Annotated in this window: 17 protein-coding genes; 8 read left to right on the top strand and 9 right to left on the bottom strand. The window is 42.0% G+C overall.

The window, feature by feature from the left end:
• Positions 1–326: sensor histidine kinase (locus HMPREF0083_RS03810; RefSeq protein WP_021619718.1), on the top strand; the 326-nt coding region annotated here is incomplete at its 5' end.
• Between the two features lie 187 nt (positions 327–513).
• On the opposite strand, the gene HMPREF0083_RS03805 is transcribed toward HMPREF0083_RS03810, so the two are convergent.
• The 6 genes from HMPREF0083_RS03805 to HMPREF0083_RS03780 form a co-directional block, all read right to left on the bottom strand.
• On the bottom strand, positions 514–2,085 hold the full coding sequence (locus tag HMPREF0083_RS03805; protein ID WP_021619717.1) for a sensor domain-containing diguanylate cyclase: 1,572 nt from the start codon (positions 2,083–2,085) through the stop codon (positions 514–516).
• A gap of 253 nt (positions 2,086–2,338) precedes the next feature.
• Positions 2,339–3,418 carry a YkvI family membrane protein gene (locus tag HMPREF0083_RS03800; RefSeq protein WP_021619716.1) on the bottom strand — a complete coding sequence of 360 codons (1,080 nt, stop codon included), beginning with the start codon at positions 3,416–3,418 and terminating at the stop codon, positions 2,339–2,341.
• Between the two features lie 90 nt (positions 3,419–3,508).
• Positions 3,509–4,615, bottom strand: a complete 1,107-nt coding sequence (menC, locus tag HMPREF0083_RS03795) for an o-succinylbenzoate synthase (protein ID WP_021619715.1) — start codon at positions 4,613–4,615, stop codon at positions 3,509–3,511.
• A gap of 58 nt (positions 4,616–4,673) precedes the next feature.
• Complete coding sequence (locus tag HMPREF0083_RS03790; protein ID WP_021619714.1) at positions 4,674–5,504, bottom strand: GNAT family N-acetyltransferase; 831 nt, start codon at positions 5,502–5,504, stop codon at positions 4,674–4,676.
• Entirely contained in the window at positions 5,501–6,643 is a 1,143-nt protein-coding gene (locus HMPREF0083_RS03785; RefSeq protein WP_021619713.1) for a M20 peptidase aminoacylase family protein, read from the bottom strand. The genes HMPREF0083_RS03790 and HMPREF0083_RS03785 overlap by 4 nt, the downstream gene beginning before the upstream one ends.
• On the bottom strand, positions 6,640–7,503 hold the full coding sequence (locus tag HMPREF0083_RS03780; RefSeq protein WP_040301394.1) for a MurR/RpiR family transcriptional regulator: 864 nt from the start codon (positions 7,501–7,503) through the stop codon (positions 6,640–6,642). Before HMPREF0083_RS03780 ends, HMPREF0083_RS03785 begins: the two co-directional genes overlap by 4 nt.
• Before the next feature lie 261 nt (positions 7,504–7,764).
• Between HMPREF0083_RS03780 and HMPREF0083_RS03775 the strand changes: the two genes are divergently transcribed.
• The 5 genes from HMPREF0083_RS03775 to HMPREF0083_RS03755 all read left to right on the top strand — a co-directional run bounded on the left by HMPREF0083_RS03775 (position 7,765) and on the right by HMPREF0083_RS03755 (position 12,567).
• Positions 7,765–8,028 (top strand): hypothetical protein, encoded by a 264-nt coding sequence (locus HMPREF0083_RS03775; RefSeq protein ID WP_021619711.1) that lies wholly within the window; start codon positions 7,765–7,767, stop codon positions 8,026–8,028.
• A 358-nt stretch (positions 8,029–8,386) separates the two neighbouring features.
• Positions 8,387–8,803 (top strand): MerR family transcriptional regulator, encoded by a 417-nt coding sequence (locus tag HMPREF0083_RS03770; protein WP_021619709.1) that lies wholly within the window; start codon positions 8,387–8,389, stop codon positions 8,801–8,803.
• Positions 8,804–8,805: 2 nt separating this feature from the next.
• Positions 8,806–9,069 (top strand): hypothetical protein, encoded by a 264-nt coding sequence (locus HMPREF0083_RS03765; protein WP_021619708.1) that lies wholly within the window; start codon positions 8,806–8,808, stop codon positions 9,067–9,069.
• A gap of 139 nt (positions 9,070–9,208) precedes the next feature.
• Positions 9,209–10,996: a sigma-54-dependent Fis family transcriptional regulator gene (locus HMPREF0083_RS03760; RefSeq protein WP_021619707.1), complete on the top strand. Its 1,788-nt coding sequence runs from the start codon at positions 9,209–9,211 to the stop codon at positions 10,994–10,996.
• Between the two features lie 215 nt (positions 10,997–11,211).
• Positions 11,212–12,567: an aspartate aminotransferase family protein gene (locus tag HMPREF0083_RS03755; RefSeq protein WP_021619705.1), complete on the top strand. Its 1,356-nt coding sequence runs from the start codon at positions 11,212–11,214 to the stop codon at positions 12,565–12,567.
• 96 nt (positions 12,568–12,663) lie between these two features.
• Here the strand turns inward: HMPREF0083_RS03755 and HMPREF0083_RS03750 are convergent, their stop codons facing one another.
• The 3 genes from HMPREF0083_RS03750 to HMPREF0083_RS03740 form a co-directional block, all read right to left on the bottom strand.
• The gene (locus HMPREF0083_RS03750) at positions 12,664–14,130 is read right to left on the bottom strand and encodes an alkaline phosphatase family protein (RefSeq protein ID WP_040301393.1); all 1,467 of its coding nucleotides are present in this window, start codon (positions 14,128–14,130) and stop codon (positions 12,664–12,666) included.
• A gap of 158 nt (positions 14,131–14,288) precedes the next feature.
• Positions 14,289–15,275, bottom strand: a complete 987-nt coding sequence (locus HMPREF0083_RS03745; RefSeq protein WP_040301392.1) for a glutaminase — start codon at positions 15,273–15,275, stop codon at positions 14,289–14,291.
• A gap of 93 nt (positions 15,276–15,368) precedes the next feature.
• The gene (locus HMPREF0083_RS03740; RefSeq protein WP_021619702.1) at positions 15,369–15,569 is read right to left on the bottom strand and encodes an S-layer homology domain-containing protein; all 201 of its coding nucleotides are present in this window, start codon (positions 15,567–15,569) and stop codon (positions 15,369–15,371) included.
• 86 nt (positions 15,570–15,655) lie between these two features.
• Between HMPREF0083_RS03740 and HMPREF0083_RS03735 the strand changes: the two genes are divergently transcribed.
• Both HMPREF0083_RS03735 and HMPREF0083_RS03730 read left to right on the top strand, forming a co-directional pair.
• Positions 15,656–15,865 (top strand): hypothetical protein, encoded by a 210-nt coding sequence (locus HMPREF0083_RS03735; RefSeq protein WP_040301391.1) that lies wholly within the window; start codon positions 15,656–15,658, stop codon positions 15,863–15,865.
• 213 nt (positions 15,866–16,078) lie between these two features.
• Entirely contained in the window at positions 16,079–16,264 is a 186-nt protein-coding gene (locus HMPREF0083_RS03730) for a hypothetical protein (protein WP_021619700.1), read from the top strand.
• The last annotated feature ends 165 nt before the right edge of the window (positions 16,265–16,429 follow it).

The following is a 16,429-nucleotide window of genomic DNA, read 5'->3' as shown; positions in this document are numbered from 1 at the left end:
TACTTCTTCCTCCGCTTACGATCCAGCCATTGATTGAAAATGCGGTCAGGCACGGCATCTTTAACCAGGTCGAGGGCGGTACAATCCAACTCCGAATTACCCGTCAGGATGGTTTCACGCTTTTTGAAGTAAAAGACGACGGCAAAGGCATGGAGCAAGAAAAGATTCAGCAGCTGCTGAATCTGAGGATGATAGACAAAAACGGCATTGGACTGTCTAATACGAATCGACGTCTGACACAAATGTACGGTCAAGGTCTGTCCATCCATAGTAAACCAGGCCAAGGTACAACGGTATCATTCGTCATTCCAGACCCGCATGAGTAAACAGATGCACTGTAACCCTAAAAGTAAACTCTAAAAAACCTTTCGCTATGTACTAAAAAGATGACTTCGATACTAACTCGAAGTCATCTTTTTTAATGTCCATTGATAGCGGTAGCAGTCATTCCCCTTACGAAAAATATAGGAAATGATTACAAGATTCACCTCTTATAGCGTACGAAAGAAAAAGCTACTCATGTCTTGGTTCAAAAACAATTGTGCGATTTCTTCCACTTTTTTTAGCGTTATATAAACATTCATCCGCCTGTTCGATTAACTTTGCTATTTCTGATGTACAAGCAGGGTAAGAAGAGATCCCGACTGAAATAGTGACAACCTCACCACATGGACTCATGCTCGACTCCATGCTCATACGTAATCGTTCAGCCACATGAAAAGCCTCCGTTTTTTCAGTATGTGGAAGGAGGATAACAAACTCTTCTCCCCCAAATCGACAGCATATATCCGTTTGTCGTGAAGCTTCTTTCATCTGTTCCGCTAAAAATTTTAAAACTTCATCTCCAATCGGGTGACCATATGTATCATTCACCCTCTTGAAATGGTCAATATCCAATATAATAATCGAAAAAGGAACGTTGTTTGCTGCCCAATTCTGCATTTGCTGCTCCATGGTTCGACGATTAGCTAGTTTTGTCAGCGGATCTGTTGTTGATTGATACATAAAATAGTTAACCCTATCATGAAGAAAAACCAAGCTATGGAGCAATGACTTCTTTAACTGAATCGCTTCATAATACCACGCTACTACTTTTTCTATGTGTTCCTCTTGACTATTTTCAGTACTATTTTCGGTATAATACGCTAGTTGATGTAAAGGCTGGGCAATCTTTCTTGAAATCCACCAGATAAGAAGCAGGGATAGAAATAAAAGAGGAAGTGATTTTTGTATCATATCTTTAAGCATCTCTGTAGCAGGTGCCAATGCCTTATCTGCTGGACGCTGAGACACAACTCCCCAATCAGCAATCGGAATATATGAATATCCAGCTATCATGTCTTGGTTTTTCGTATTAATAACCCGTTCAGCTCCACCTTTCCCTTGTATAAGCTTTTGAACAACAGGATTTTCTACTACAACATCGTTAACTCTCTGTTGATTTTCATGATAAATGATACGTCCGTCCCCATCTACTACATATACATAGGAACCATCTTGATAGAAATGTTTACCTAACAATTCATATAGTATGTTTGATTCTTTTAAATAAAGCGTTCCTCCTACTAATCCAAGATAGTTTCCCCTTTTATCAAAAATAGGATGTGAAATAAAGATCACAAGCCTTCCCGTAATGGCAGTGTACGGCTTGGAAATCAATGGCTTTTTCTCTTTTAACGCTTGTTGGCCACCAGGGGACACCAACATTTTACCTTTTATTTGCAAGGATTGTGGAGATGTAGCTAAGATTTCTCCCTGTGCATTTGTAATAATGATAGAATTAAATGTATTATTTTGCATTTTTAAACGATTCGCCTCATCAAGAAGCTTTTGTTCATCCTTTTGCATAAAAGGTGCGATATCGGTAGAGCTAAATTGTAATGTTTGAAGAGTAGATTTTAAAAATAAATCTGTGGTTTCAGCAAGCTTTTGAGCATACACACGATTGGTTTCTAATGCATTGGTAATAAGGGTATGTTTGCCTGTGTGATAGCCACTCCATAGACTACCAACGAGAGTTAAAACAACTGATAAAAGGGCGACAAATATAATTAAATGTCGCAAAGACAACTTCATTTTTTTCATTCCATTTCTCCTGTTTTTATTCGGTAATATATGCCTGTTACATATACATATATTTAGATATTATCCTATATTATGCAGCGTTAACAACCGTTAAGGAGTGGTGACAGGATTCTTGCTCCAGTCCTTAACGCACTTTCCAATAAAAGTAAAACCCCATTGGATGTCAATGAGGTTTTCGATTTACATATTCAAGTTTGCTTTTCGCCAGGGAATCATTCAAGCTACTCTATATACATCTGATTTGATAAATCGATTATGCATTTATTCCGGTGATAGCATTTTTCGCTTTTTGTTTACCTCTAAACCAAGCGACAATGATGGCAGCCATGAGGGTAAATCCAAGATAGCCTACTAAAGGATAAACGGTTCCAACTAATTTAATAAATCCAATGAAGCTGGCACCAAATGCCGCGATACCGAATAGAACGACAAACAGTTTAAATCTTGGTAATTCCGGCTTTACAACTCTTGCTGTGAAAGCATAAAGCATTCCTACAGCGGTATTATAGATCATGCCTAATAATACAATAGACATGAATATTCCGAATATAGGAGAAATTTCGTTTGCTAAAAAAAGCATAGGCATATCTGCGCCTGTTATTGTGTTTAGCTTTGCAAGCATTCCAAGATTAATAAGTAAAATAAGGATACCTAACCCTATACCGCCGAATATCCCTCCCAAGCCTGCCGTTTTTTCATCTTTCACTGTTCCCCCCATCACGGTGAGCATGGCAGCACCTGCAGCAATGTTATAAGAAACGTATAATAATGCTCCTACTCCCCAGTTTGATGCAGCCGCCGTATTTTGTTTGTCTGCTATTTGCTGCAATTCATAAAAGCTCACATCCATCGTAACAAAAGAATACCCAGCGATAATAACGACTAATACAAGTAAAAATGGCGTGATAAGTCCAATGATCGAAATAACTTTTTGAATATTAAGACATACAGTTAAAATAGTCAATAAAGTCATAACAATATTCCCGACAATACTCGGGATTCCAAATTGCTGCTCAAAAATTGAACCAGCCCCAGCCAACATAACAACCGCGACGCCAAACAAAAAGAACGTAATAATGATATCAACAACTATACCAAGGTAGCGGCCACAAATATAGTAAATAACATCTTTATGGGAACTTGTCTGCAAACGGCTCCCAAGTTGAGTTAGATTCATTCCTAAAAACGCGAAAAGAGCCATTGCGATGAAAGTACCAACCACACTCATCAATCCAAAACTTGTGAAAAATTGCAAAATCTCCTGCCCTGAGGCAAATCCGGCCCCGACAATCAGTCCAATAAATGCCCCGGCAATTTGAATACTTTTCTTCATAGTTCCCCCTAATTAATTTAAATTTTTTGACAATTATGGATGAAGAAAGATAAGGGAAGCCTTGGCTCCCTTTATCCTTCCTTGATTCTATTAGGAATAAGATTTTTCGTAAGCTGTAAATTGTTGAATGATTTCGCGATTCGGTTCATACCCAATTCCTGGTTTATCAGGAATCGTGATCATTCCATTTTTAACAACTACTTCAGGTTCAATAATGTCTTGCTCCCAATAACGGGAGGAGCCCGCGGTATCACCAGGCATAACAAAGTTTGCTAGTGTCGTTAAGGCAATATTATGAGCTCTTCCCACACCTGATTCAAGCATGCCGCCGCACCAAACCGGAATGCCGTGCTGCTGGCAAAGATCATGAATTCGTTTTGATTCTGTTAATCCTCCAACACGGCCAATTTTTATATTAATAATTTTGCAGCTTCCCAATTCAATCGCTTTTCGGGCATCCTCATAGGAATGGATGCTCTCATCAAGGCAAATCGGAGTTGAGATTTTCTTTTGCAATTGAGCATGATCAACAATATCATCCGAAGCCAAAGGTTGTTCGATCATCATTAAATCGAATTCATCAAGCGCCTTTAATCGGTCTATATCTTTTAGCCGGTAAGCAGAATTGGCATCAGCCATCAGGGGAATATGAGGGAAGTGTTTGCGGACCTCCCTCATAACCTCAACATCCCAGCCCGGTTTTATTTTTATTTTCATTCGTTTGTATCCGTCATTAACATACTCATCAACCAATTGAAGAAGATCGTCAATCGTATTTTGGATACCGATGCTAATCCCGACTTCTATTTCTGTCTTTTCTCCGCCGAGGGCTGCTGCAAGTGTAATTCCTTTTCGTTTTGCAAATAAGTCCCATACAGCACCTTCAATTGTGGATTTCGCCATATTGTTCTTCCGAATATACGAGAGAATCTCGGACACTTCCTCAGGTTGTTCAACTTCTTTATTTAGCAAGCTGGGAATGATAAAATCCTCTAGCATATGCCAATTTGTCTTTAATGTTTCCTCGTTATACCAAGGAGAATGGAATGCGACTGATTCCCCCCATCCGCTCATGCCGTTATCATCTTTTGCTTCAAGCAAGAGAAACTCTTTATCTTGAAACGTTCCAAAACTTGTTGTAAACGGAGCTTTCATCTTCATTTTTACATGTCGCAATGTAACCTCTTTTATTATCATTTCTCTCTCCTGCCTTTTTGTTTATTTGATTTGTTTTTCAGAAAATTTTTATGGGGATTTATATATTAATCTCTAAGTTTTGCTGCTTAACTAATACATAATAGTGAACAAGCTCGTCGCTTTTTAGCAATGAAACAGCAACGTACTGCTGCGAAAATAATGTTTGAAAAATGTCCCTCGTTTTAAAGCGCCAGTCAATTGCAAGATTATTATCTTTACTTTTTACCTGTTGAAAATTAGCTGGTACCGGCACTAATAAAGGTTTATCCATAACGGCAATACGATGTAAGCCTTGCTCAATATTCATGAGTTTCGGCAAATGATTTTTCGTTGTTTCCCATTGAAAAATACGTTGGGCTTGATCAATAGAAATTTCGTGCTGTTTAGAAACATGTGGACTATTGATCCACCATTCAACTTTGAAGCGATCAGAAGGGAGCCCTCGATTTAAGCTATCTTCCATTTCCCCGTAGCAATTTTCCACATATGTAGAGCAAACCGCATGTAACTTTGATAAGTTTAAATAGGCGTTTCGTGTTTCAAGCGGATCATACGTCCATGTAATCAAGTCATATCCCATTTCACGGGCAATTTCCTTCTGGGCTTGTTTTAGTTTAGCTCCAACCCCTTTTTCCTGGTGGCTTGGATGAATGCCAAGCATATGGGAGCATAAATAGCTTCGCCCTTTACCAAAGCCAGGAAAACTGTAGCTAAACCCGATCATTTCCCCTTCTAAAAACGCTCCTAATAAAAGACCACCATTTTGAGAAGCCGTAATCGTTTGGTGAAGAGGTATTGGCTCCATGTTCCACACATCTTTTTCGAGCTTTTGCACTAACTTCATATCGGTATAGGTGTTTAGCACATGTGTTTCAATTGTTGAATTCATGCTAACTCTCCCTTTTTATATGCTTCTATTGTATTCAATACTGTTTTTGCTAGAATCTCGATACCAGTATATATAGCATGGCGATTAAAGGTCATTTTTGGATGATGAAGTCCAGGCTGCAAATCGCATCCTAATCCTAACATCGTTGCTTTAATCTCTGGATTTTTCAACGTATAAAAATGAAAATCCTCTCCCCCTGAAGTGATAATAGGTTCTTTTAGCCGCTCTTCATCTAAAGACTCTATAATTGCTTTTCTCATAAAGTGCTGAGCCTGTTTACTCACCTCAGCTGCAGCCACGCTTGCTTTTGTTTCTAGGGTCACCTTAACCCCGTAAAGTTTTTCCATGCTTTGAACGATGGTCTCGATTTTTTCGGTAAGCTCATTCATGACCTTGTTTGTTTGTGCCCGTAAATCGATGCTAAATGATGCTTTTCCTGGGATAATGTTTCCCGACTCACTCCCGGCATGGAACTTTGTCATTTTAGCTGTATAAGGAACCATTGGATCTAAATGAATGCTTTTCATTTCATTAATAATAGATGCTCCAATTTCAATAGCATTTTGTCCCAAATGCGGTCGTGCCCCATGTGCATCTTCACCATGGATTTCGCCTGTCAAAAATTTGGCTGCTCCGTGATAAATCGCGGGTGCTGCTTGACCATCCTGCAATTCTTGGATAGGTCTAAGATGGACCCCGTATAAAAAATCCACATCATCTAGTACATGCTTCTCAATCATCTTTAGAGCACCCGTTCCTTTTTCTTCAGCAGGCTGAAAGATGAATTTAAACTTCCCCTCGGTAAGAACATTCAATTTTTGAAGAAGAAGCATCGTACCAAGAACCATTGTCATATGTGCATCATGTCCACAAGAATGGTTAGCTTGAAATCGACCGTCCACCTCTTGCCAAAGAGCATCTATATCCGTACGTAAAGCAATGCAGAAATCCCCTGTTCCTACCTCACTAACAAGACCTGGACAATCGTCAAAAGTTTGTACTGTAAATCCTTGCTCCTGTAAAAAATGTTGAATATATTCAGTTGTCTTATACTCCTTCCAGCTAATCTCTGGATGATCATGTAAATATTCATAAACTGAGGCAATCGTCGGTTTAAGTTGTTGTATATATTCCTTCAATATTTTCTTCCCCCATCTTGTACAAAAAGGTAATCTCCGTTCAGTTTTTCGTATTGTTCCTTTCGCTTTTCAAATTGCTCTTTATCCTTGATAGAAACACCAGCGACAATGGTATTCAAAAATGAAAACAAAGCCGGAGCAGCATCGATGGTCGATTTTTCAGATGAATAAATTTGAAAAATGCTATCGGCATATTCCCTAATCGGAGCAAGAGGAGAGTCCGTAATTCCAATCACAAAAGCTCCCTGCTCCTTAGCTATTTGAGCAACTTTGATCGTCTCCTTTAAATAACGATGAAACGAAATCGCAATGAGGGTTGATTGATGATTCATCTCACTTAGTGTAGATAATAAATCGTTTGTTTCCGGGCGAAGAAGCTGTACATTCCCCCTAACTAGGCCAAGCGTAAATGTCAGCCAATTGGCTGCAGAAAAAGAAGATCTTAATCCTAAAACATAGATTCTATCTGTGCTTACTAATTGTTCAATAACCCGTTCAAGATCATTTTCATCAATATTAGTAATCGTTTCCTGTATATGTTGACAATCTTGTTCCATGACTTTTGCATAAAAATGAGGCTGTTCAGCTAACTCGAGCTTGCTGGAAAAATACTGTCCAAGACTGCTCTTCATAAAAAGAAGCTGCTCACGAACCATTTTTTGCAGTTCAGAAAAACCTGACAATTTCATAGAATAACAAAATCGAATTACAGTTGTTTCACTTACTCCAACCTGCTCCCCTATTTCACTTGCTAATTTAACAGCGAAATCCCTGGGGTTTTCTAATAAATACTTGGCAACTTTTTGTTGGCCTTTAGAAAGCTGATTGTATTCCTTTTGAATAATTTCTTTTAGGTTCAAATATTTCATCCTTTCAGAATGAATTTCAAACTTCTAAATATCACCATTATGAAGTTTAAACTTCATAATGGTGACTGCTGATAGAATAACACAATTCAAAACGCAACTCAACAATAATTCGGAAAATTAAAACTCGATTTCTTTTGACAATAATGAAAAATATTGTACAGAACTGCGAAACTTGTACCTTTGTACCGTCTTCCTTCTCTTTCCTTAATCATACTATATGGTATCCCACTATCGTATAGGAGTGTATGTAGTATGGATATTAATGCGATTATTAAAATCGTGAAAGACATTCCAAAGGACAAATGGACAGATGAGAAGACCATAAAAGCTACCCTCAAAAAAGCGGGAAAGACATCCGGAAAAAATTTCACTGAAGCAGAACTGAACAAATACGCACAACAATTCAAGCAGCTTGCAGCAAGCCGTTCTCCGTTAACCTTGATTTCCATGCTATTGAAAAGCGGCATCAGCATGGAGCAAATCAACGAAATCCAGAAAAAAATGCGGTCCAAATAACCGCCGTCTATTACACCCTCTTGTACGGCGTGTTTTTGTGTTTAATGCAATATAAGATGGATAAGAACGGAAGAACGCGAATATCCACATCCGATGATCCGCATACAAGCTTTTTTCCTTGCTGAACTGAACATAAAACGTCTCGTTCAAAAGGAGACGGAGGGAAACATGGCAGGAAACGCAATAAATACCTTCGTCCCCTTTTCTTCTGTTACTAAGCATAGCGGAACGAATAGGAGAAATTCATTCTTTTATCGGGAGAATCGAAGCGTTTGACAAATCACGATTGTTACACTAAACTGTACATAACACACTATAGTGTAACTTAAATATTAAACTGTACATAAAGGGTGATAAGATGAACACGTATACTGCTAAGCAGTTAACCGCCCTGTTGCAGGAGGAAGGAGAAGATATCAATCTACGTACTGTACGCTATTATACACAAATCGGTATCCTTCCTCCGCTGGAGCTTGTCGGAAACAAACGCGTCTATACCGGCAAACACATCCACTACATGCGTGCGATCCTTACACTGGCTCGCACAGGGGAATCTCTAGCCTCTATCCAAGGAAAACTGCTGGATTTACCGCTTGATGCTATCGAGAAAATCGGGGCACAACGTGCACTGTACCAGCCTAAACACATTTTAGAAAACGAAACACACAAAATTGGTGAAGATGTATTTATTACTGTTAGTCCACGAATCTCAGCCGAGACAAAACAAAAAATGCTGGATTCTGTGTCTCGTATTCTAAAGGAAGGGGAACGATAATCATGATAGAAGTCCGATTAACGAAGCCCTTCATCGAATATGAGGAGGAGACAATGGATATGAACAAAAGAATCCAAATGTATACTGTAGAATACGAATGTCCGATATACGGTGTAGTCTACTATCAGAATGTGTCGGCTTGTGATTTCGAAGAAGCAAGATGGCACATTCACAGCGTACAGCCGGATGCCATCATCCGCGCCGTCTCCCTTCTTCCTGCAGACATTACAGAAGGATATACGGATAAACCCCATCCTTTATCATGACTACAAAAAGGCCGGGGTTATCCCAGCCTTCTTCGTAATAACAATCCTACATCGCATTAAATGCAATCCCTATACAGCGGGTCACTTCTACAACAACATTCTCATGAGTAAAGGCTTTTGTTAATATACGGAGGGAAATATGTCTAGATTAGCGGAAATACGAAACACAGCACAGGAAATTGCAGAAGCGATTACAGCCGTATTGGGTATCGACGTCGAAATCGTGGATGAAGAACTCTCGATTGTAGCCGGTACAGGAAGATATAAGGAAAAAATAGGGGAAAAAGAAGAAGAGGGGAATCTTGATTCCGAATATACCTACGGACAAGCACTCCGAACAGGGGAAGAATACATTATTGAAGATGCATCCAGCCATCCACAGTACGCCGCACGCGAGAGTGAATTGGCTGAGGTTTGTTGCCCGATTCGTCTTCACGAGGAAATTATTGGTCTTATCGGACTAGTGGCCTTTACCGAGCAGCAACGCCACGCATTGTTGCTTAACAGAAAAAACCTGTTGGCCTTTTCACGGCAGATGGCTGTCCTGCTCGCCAGTAAAGTATCAGAAACGAAGATGGCCGGCGAGTTAAAAATTATTATTGAAACCATTCGTGAGGGGATTATTGCGGTAGATCGGTATGGAAATATGACCGCTTGTAACGAAACGGCAGCAAGGCTGATCGGTACAACTAAAGAAGAAGCAATAGGAACATCTATTTTTGCTATTTTACCCTTCTCTTCAATACGTGAGGTTTTACGCACAGGAGAAGAATACAGAGACCGGGAAGAAATTTATCAAACAGACACGGGCGGTACATTTCACTTTTTTACAACGATCCGGCCAATATTCAGCAAACCATTAGAAGAAGCTGTAGGCGATCAGCAGAGGGAAATAGTTGGCGCCGTCATCTCGCTTCGCGATATCGCTGATATCAAGAAGTTAGTATATGACATGACCGAAAAGGAAGAAGGCGCTTCTTTTCATGAGGTTTTAGGAACAAGTAAAGCGATCCGGGAAGTCAAGGACCAAGCCAGCAAAGTCGCTCGCAGCCAATCCACTGTACTCATTACAGGAGAAAGCGGCACAGGCAAAGGATTGTTTGCTCGCTCCATCCATTATGCAAGCGACCGTAAGGAGCATCCTTTTGTTACCGTTAATTGCGGAGCCATTCCCGATACGCTACTGGAAAGCGAACTATTTGGCTATGAACCAGGGGCTTTTACCGGAGCCAACCGGACAGGCAAGGTTGGAAAGTTCGAGCTGGCCAATGGGGGCACGCTTTTCCTCGACGAAATCGGAGATTTATCTTTTCATTTACAGGTTAAGCTCCTCCATGTGCTCCAGCATCGGGAGATCGAACGAATCGGTGGCAAAAGAACGATTCCTATTGATGTGCGTATAATTGCTGCTACACATCAAGATCTGGAACAGATGATGGAAGCTGGTGAATTTCGCGAAGATTTATACTTTCGACTGCATGTTATTCCGCTTCATATCCCGCCTTTAAGAGAACGGCAGGAAGATATTCTTCCCCTGCTAGATTATGCGCTGCACAAGTATACGCGTGTCATCAACAAAAGCATCTATGGATTTACCGAAGAGGCACTGGATTGCCTGAAATGCTACGATTGGCCAGGTAACATACGCGAACTAGAAAATGCGGTGGAATATGCAGTAAACATGGAAAACGGAGACAACATTACGCTTGATGCCCTCCCTAAACGCTTGCGGCAGGCACAAAAATCTCCGTTCTCTTCCTTATCTCTGAAAAAGCAATTAGAAGCGGTAGAAAAAGAAATCATCCAGACCCGTCTTGCACAAACTGGGTACTCTTTACAAGGAAAACGAGATGCAGCACGACTTCTGGGGATTAGCGAATCCACCCTTTACCGTCGCATACGGGAACTTCGGATCGAAAAACAATAAGTTGTCAAAAATGATAATCAATTATCAAAAATGACAAATCACTATTGGCAATACATATTAGACAAAGAAATACGATTTATTGTCAATTTTGACAAATATAGCAGCATAATAGTCGCAAAAGCCTTGGTTTTTCAAGGTTTTTTTATTACAGGGAAACTGGCATACATTTTGCTCTGTTTACAATATGACAACAATCAAAGAGGAGTGATGATGTCATGATTGACAGGAAGCGATTGCAGGAGCGAATTGAAGAAGAATTGAAGCGCTTTGAAGAAACACATCCCCGTTCTAAAGCGCTGTTTGAGAGAGCAAAAGCAAATTTTATTGACGGTGTACCGATGAATTGGATGGTTAAATGGGCAGGGAGCTTTCCTATTTTTGTTGAAAGTGGAGAAGGAGCACATTTCACCGATGTAGACGGACACCGCTACATTGATTTTTGTCTGGGGGACACAGGCTCCATGACAGGGCATGCGCCAAAAGGGGCGGTACCTGCAATAAAAGACAGAATTGATCGTGGTGTAACCTTCATGCTTCCGACTGAAGATGCTATATGGGTAGGCGAAGAGCTGAACCGCCGCTTCGGTCTTCCTTATTGGCAGGTGGCCATCTCCGCTACCGATGCCAATCGATTTGCGCTCCGCCTGGCCCGCCATATTACGAAGCGACAATATGTATTAGTGTTCAATTATTGCTATCACGGAACAGTGGATGAAGCATTCGCTACAGCCCAGGAAGGCCATACAATTTGTCGTGAAGGAAACATTGGGCCGCAGGTAGATCCGGCTCAAACAACTAAAGTCGTTGAATTTAACGATATCGAAGCATTGGAGAAGGCGCTGGCTCCCGGAGATGTAGCCGCTGTGCTTGCCGAGCCGGTTATGACGAACATCGGCATTATCCACCCAGAACCGGGCTTTCTTGATGCGCTGCGGGAACTAACCCGCCAAACCGGCACCTTATTAATTTATGACGAAACCCATACGATGAGCGCAGGTCCTGGCGGCTACACCGGGGCATACGGACTTACACCGGATATGCTGACTGTAGGCAAGGCTATTGGCGGAGGCATTCCAACAGCAGTGTATGGCTTTAGTGAAGCAGTGGCAGAACGAATTCGCGGTACCATAGATGTAGAAGGGGCGGATGTCGGCGGCATCGGAGGTACCCTGGCAGGCAACGCCCTCTCGATGGCCGCGATGCGGGCAACGCTGGAGAATGTATTGACTCAGGAAGCTTATGAACGCAACATCGCACTGGCTGAGCGGTTTAGCGAAGGTGTAGAGTCCGTAATCCAAGAGAGGGGGCTCCCGTGGATTGTTAAACGGCTAGGCTGCCGAACCGAATATTGGTTCCGCGAAAGCCCGCCAAAAAATGGCGGTGAAGCAGCGGCTGCAGTCGATTATGAACTGGATCGCTACATGCATCTATATGCCTTGAATCACGGAATTCTTATGACACCATTTCATAATATGGCACTTATCTCTTCGCAAACGACTGTCGAAGATATCGATTATCATACAAAAGTATTTCGGGACAGCGTGGATGCCCTTCTGGGAACCCGGGTGTAGACCGCTTTTGTAAATGCAACAACAGCGCAGGTAACCAAACATGGCCGGTTACCTGCGCTGTTATATTGCAATTATTTTTACCTCTCACAGCGTATCCTACCATTCCTTATACAATCGCAAAATCCAGTCTTTCATATCAACAATACGTGAATGCTCAGGAGCGCTATCCGTTCCACAAATCAATATCGGAACATATGAATCTTCTTTATGCAGCGAACCATGTGCTGCCCCTCCCTTATGATTAGGCGAGCTTTCGCCAACAAATTCACAGCCTGGCCGGGCTGTAATAACAAGATAACGGCCGGCATGAGAATACAGCGCACCATACAGGCGGGCAAACGCATCAGGATAGTCACCATATTCAATCCCATCTTCTGTTTCTCGTATATCCAGAAGCGACATATCCCCATCCAGCATCCATGCTTGTCCATAGCCATCCTTGTATGAACCGTTCGGTCGAAAGGCGAGTCTGCCTTCCTTTCCTCCTCCTCTCACCTGAATCGTGTCTTCTTCCTGCCAGGCGATAACATCGATGCGTTCATCTTCCTGAAAAAGCGCGGCAAGTTCCGAAAGCGGCAAATCATCCTGCAGAGCATACACGTACGCCATTCTCTCATTTACACATAAAAAAACCTGTTCGGATTCCTGCGCACGTTTTCCTAGCTTCGTAATCTTATACTTGCTCAGCATTGGTAGTAGATAAATTAATGCCTGTCTGCGACTTGTCCCGACCGAGGTTTGACCGCTGTCCCCCATTACTACCCAGATTGCCTCATCAAGCGCCTTCTCCCATGTCGGATATACGTTTAATATTTCCTGTAGCTGTCTGTCTGCTTTTTCAAGGCCCTGAATCGCCATCGGTCCTTTCTTATGGACGCTATGATCATTTTCAGGAAGATAGGCAATCGTAAAAGGCGGAAGCTCCTGCTGTCTAATTATATATACAAGTTCCCGGGCAGCGAATTTATCGTTAAACCCGCCTTTCCTCCACAAATACCCATAACGGTTTTCGGCGTCTACTCGCGCCAATGCTCCAAATGAAAATAAAAAAGGGCCGTGTGTCCGTAACTCGCGTGGAAGAAAATTAAGCCAGACGGCAATTTTCGGAATGTTGTATTGTTGCAGAAAGCTGCCGCGATGCACGAGGCCGTTAATCGATGCGGACGACATATGATATAAGGCTAACTCTTCATGAATCGTTTTGACTTCCTGGCTGAGGTGTTCATTGTTTAACCGATACAAGCTATCATGCAGCACCTCTTTAATGCCGGTCTTCAACATCTCAATCATTCCGTTTCCATAGTTTACGAGGCGCCTTTCCTTCTGGTTATACCATAGAAGCCCGGGTATCCGGTGTCCGTCAGGATATGTACCGGTTAGAAGAGTGCTGTCAATCGTAACAGACATGGTAGGGAATGAACTTACAACATTCGGAATATAGTGTCCGTGCTCCATGAGGAACTGTAAAGCAGGGACTCGCTTCTGTCGGATCGCTTCCTGCAACGGAAGATGCATAAGAGAATCAATAATAAGAAGAATAATCGGGCGAGTACGTTGTTCCATATGTATACAACCATCCTTTTCGGCATAGAAACACGCTTTTAATATAATGATGCAGTACATACAGTTCGCTTATGTACATAATCGATCAGATATACAGTATTTCCTTTTTACTACTGGATTATAATTATTAAACTTTCCTGACTGTACAAATGTATGACTTAAAAAACACTCAACTCCCATTTCGTCGATATATGCTGCAACAACTTGACGCCCGCCGCACTATTCCCTGCTTCGTCAATTGCGGGACTATAAACACCTATGCCGCACCCGTTATGAAACGGGGTAGCTTTATGTTGACGCGGCGGCACGGCAGTCATAATACCACCGGAAACACCGCTTTTTGACGGCGCACCTACAAAAGCAGCAAACTTGCCTGACGCATTATACATTCCGCATGTCAGCATGACGGCCTTGGTCAAACGCGCAATCTCTAGGGGCAGCAGCCGTTTGTTCGTAAGCGGATGAAAACCATCGCAGGCCAGCACCAGACCGATTTTCGCCAAATCTTCTACCGTTACTTCAATTGCACACTGTTTTAAATAAATTTCAATTGCATCCTCTACCTCGCATTCAAGATATCCGCCTGCTTTAAGAAAATGAGCCAACGCAAAATTATAATGAGCCGTCTTTTTTTCCGAGGTATACACTTTCTCATTGACAGTTGGACGCCGCCCCAGCAGCTTCTCTAATGTGTCTAGCAAAGCAGCGAATTTTTCCTCTTTGGTGCCACCGGGGAGAAAAGACGCAACTGTAATCGCACCTGCGTTAATCATCGGATTAAAAGGACGGGCTGGCTTTTTCAATTCCAGTCGCATAATCGAATTATACGGATCACCCGTCGGCTCCACATCTGTACGCTCTAGCGTATACGAAATCCCTCGTGCCATGCATACCGTCATGAAGCTGATAACTTTCGAGATGCTCTGCATAGTAAATACGATGTCCGCCTCCCCTCCTTTAATTATTTCTCCATCGTATCCAATAATACAGACACCAAGTGCCTCCTGATTCGCATACCGCAACGCCGGGATATACTCTGCACATTTTCCTTCTGACGTATATTTCTTATGTTGCTCTACCCAGTGATGGAGGCGGGCTGCGCATTCTCCACATGTCTCAAATTCCGCTTGTGCATCCTTACTCATTCTGTCCATCTCCTTTCCGTTCTATAGAATCCATACGTCTAGTGTGCCCAAAAAGAAAAACAGCCGCTCCTATCCGGAACGGCTGGGCATCAATCAGCGCCTGAGACACTCCCCGAATATAACCGGATGTACAGACGGGCGCACGCCAATAAGCCGGATTAATTCACCGACAAACTCAGCTCTCGTAACAGAAGACTCTGGATGAAAGAAACCGTTCGCATCTCCCTGTAACACTCCAAGTTGCTGAATGCCCTTACAATATAAAGCGTATGGATGAGTAACAGGAACATCCATAACATGCCCTGCATACTACATGTAGTACGAACACGCACAGCAAATCCGGATTCCGGGAACGGTTCCAGTCCGAATTTGGAGGAGGAATGGCATATAAACGAAGAGAGACAAAAACCAGCAAATATTCCAGTACGTTGTTCAACACTTTGGATGCTTTGTTCCCATGTGTATGTATACCTCAAACAATTGTTTCAACGCATAAAGGCAAGGTAGGTCGCCAACACTACGACAAAAAGCCGCGTTTGCGCGGCTTTCAGCCAGTCGCCAAAATTCAAAAAAGGGATCAGCATAAATGACAGGCCTCTACTGTATTTATCTTGATTCGTATTATCTTTTGCAAACCGCGGACATTTAATGCAGTATATTGTTCACACTTTTGACACATTCGACAAAAATAGAAGTCGTTTACTTGAAATATACTCCTATCGTTTGACAAATTTCATTTGTCCGCCATGTGATAATAGGAATCGTAATTTTGATTCCAGAAAATGTGCTAAACGGAGGTTGTTATGAGAACGGAATGTCCAGTATGTTACACTCAACAGCGCACAGCAGAATCAGAAAAGCCCGAAAACATTTGTGAAACTTGCGGGGATATCATGGAGTTCGGCTATCCTTCTTTTCCTGCTTATAAGCTAGAAGAAGCAATACATACGGAGGTTTATGGGAAAAATATGCGCATGGCTGTCGGATAACCTGGGAAAGAAATTAAAATTTGCGTACTGAATTATACAGCGAAAAGCCGTTTTATGGAGCCGAATTTCATAAAACGGCTTTTTATTTTTTTCATATACAACACGCCTGTTGATTATCCATAAGATGGAATAAAGAAGGTGCACGCGTCGGCATGTTCCCTCGTC

Source organism: Aneurinibacillus aneurinilyticus ATCC 12856, assembly GCF_000466385.1.
GTDB lineage: Bacteria > Bacillota > Bacilli > Aneurinibacillales > Aneurinibacillaceae > Aneurinibacillus > Aneurinibacillus aneurinilyticus.
This window is presented reverse-complemented; position numbering and strand designations above follow the sequence as displayed.

Coding starts and splice junctions, on each gene's coding strand:
- HMPREF0083_RS03765 (WP_021619708.1), top strand. CDS start 8,806: ATGATAGAAGTCCGATTAACGAAGCCCTTCATCGAATATGAGGAGGAG.
- HMPREF0083_RS03800 (WP_021619716.1), bottom strand. CDS start 3,418: ATGAAGAAAAGTATTCAAATTGCCGGGGCATTTATTGGACTGATTGTC.
- HMPREF0083_RS03805 (WP_021619717.1), bottom strand. CDS start 2,085: ATGAAAAAAATGAAGTTGTCTTTGCGACATTTAATTATATTTGTCGCC.
- HMPREF0083_RS03750 (WP_040301393.1), bottom strand. CDS start 14,130: ATGGAACAACGTACTCGCCCGATTATTCTTCTTATTATTGATTCTCTT.
- HMPREF0083_RS03775 (WP_021619711.1), top strand. CDS start 7,765: ATGGATATTAATGCGATTATTAAAATCGTGAAAGACATTCCAAAGGAC.
- menC (WP_021619715.1), bottom strand. CDS start 4,615: ATGATAATAAAAGAGGTTACATTGCGACATGTAAAAATGAAGATGAAA.
- HMPREF0083_RS03745 (WP_040301392.1), bottom strand. CDS start 15,275: ATGAGTAAGGATGCACAAGCGGAATTTGAGACATGTGGAGAATGCGCA.
- HMPREF0083_RS03735 (WP_040301391.1), top strand. CDS start 15,656: ATGGCATATAAACGAAGAGAGACAAAAACCAGCAAATATTCCAGTACG.
- HMPREF0083_RS03740 (WP_021619702.1), bottom strand. CDS start 15,569: ATGGATGTTCCTGTTACTCATCCATACGCTTTATATTGTAAGGGCATT.
- HMPREF0083_RS03770 (WP_021619709.1), top strand. CDS start 8,387: ATGAACACGTATACTGCTAAGCAGTTAACCGCCCTGTTGCAGGAGGAA.
- HMPREF0083_RS03760 (WP_021619707.1), top strand. CDS start 9,209: ATGTCTAGATTAGCGGAAATACGAAACACAGCACAGGAAATTGCAGAA.
- HMPREF0083_RS03790 (WP_021619714.1), bottom strand. CDS start 5,504: ATGAATTCAACAATTGAAACACATGTGCTAAACACCTATACCGATATG.
- HMPREF0083_RS03730 (WP_021619700.1), top strand. CDS start 16,079: ATGAGAACGGAATGTCCAGTATGTTACACTCAACAGCGCACAGCAGAA.
- HMPREF0083_RS03755 (WP_021619705.1), top strand. CDS start 11,212: ATGATTGACAGGAAGCGATTGCAGGAGCGAATTGAAGAAGAATTGAAG.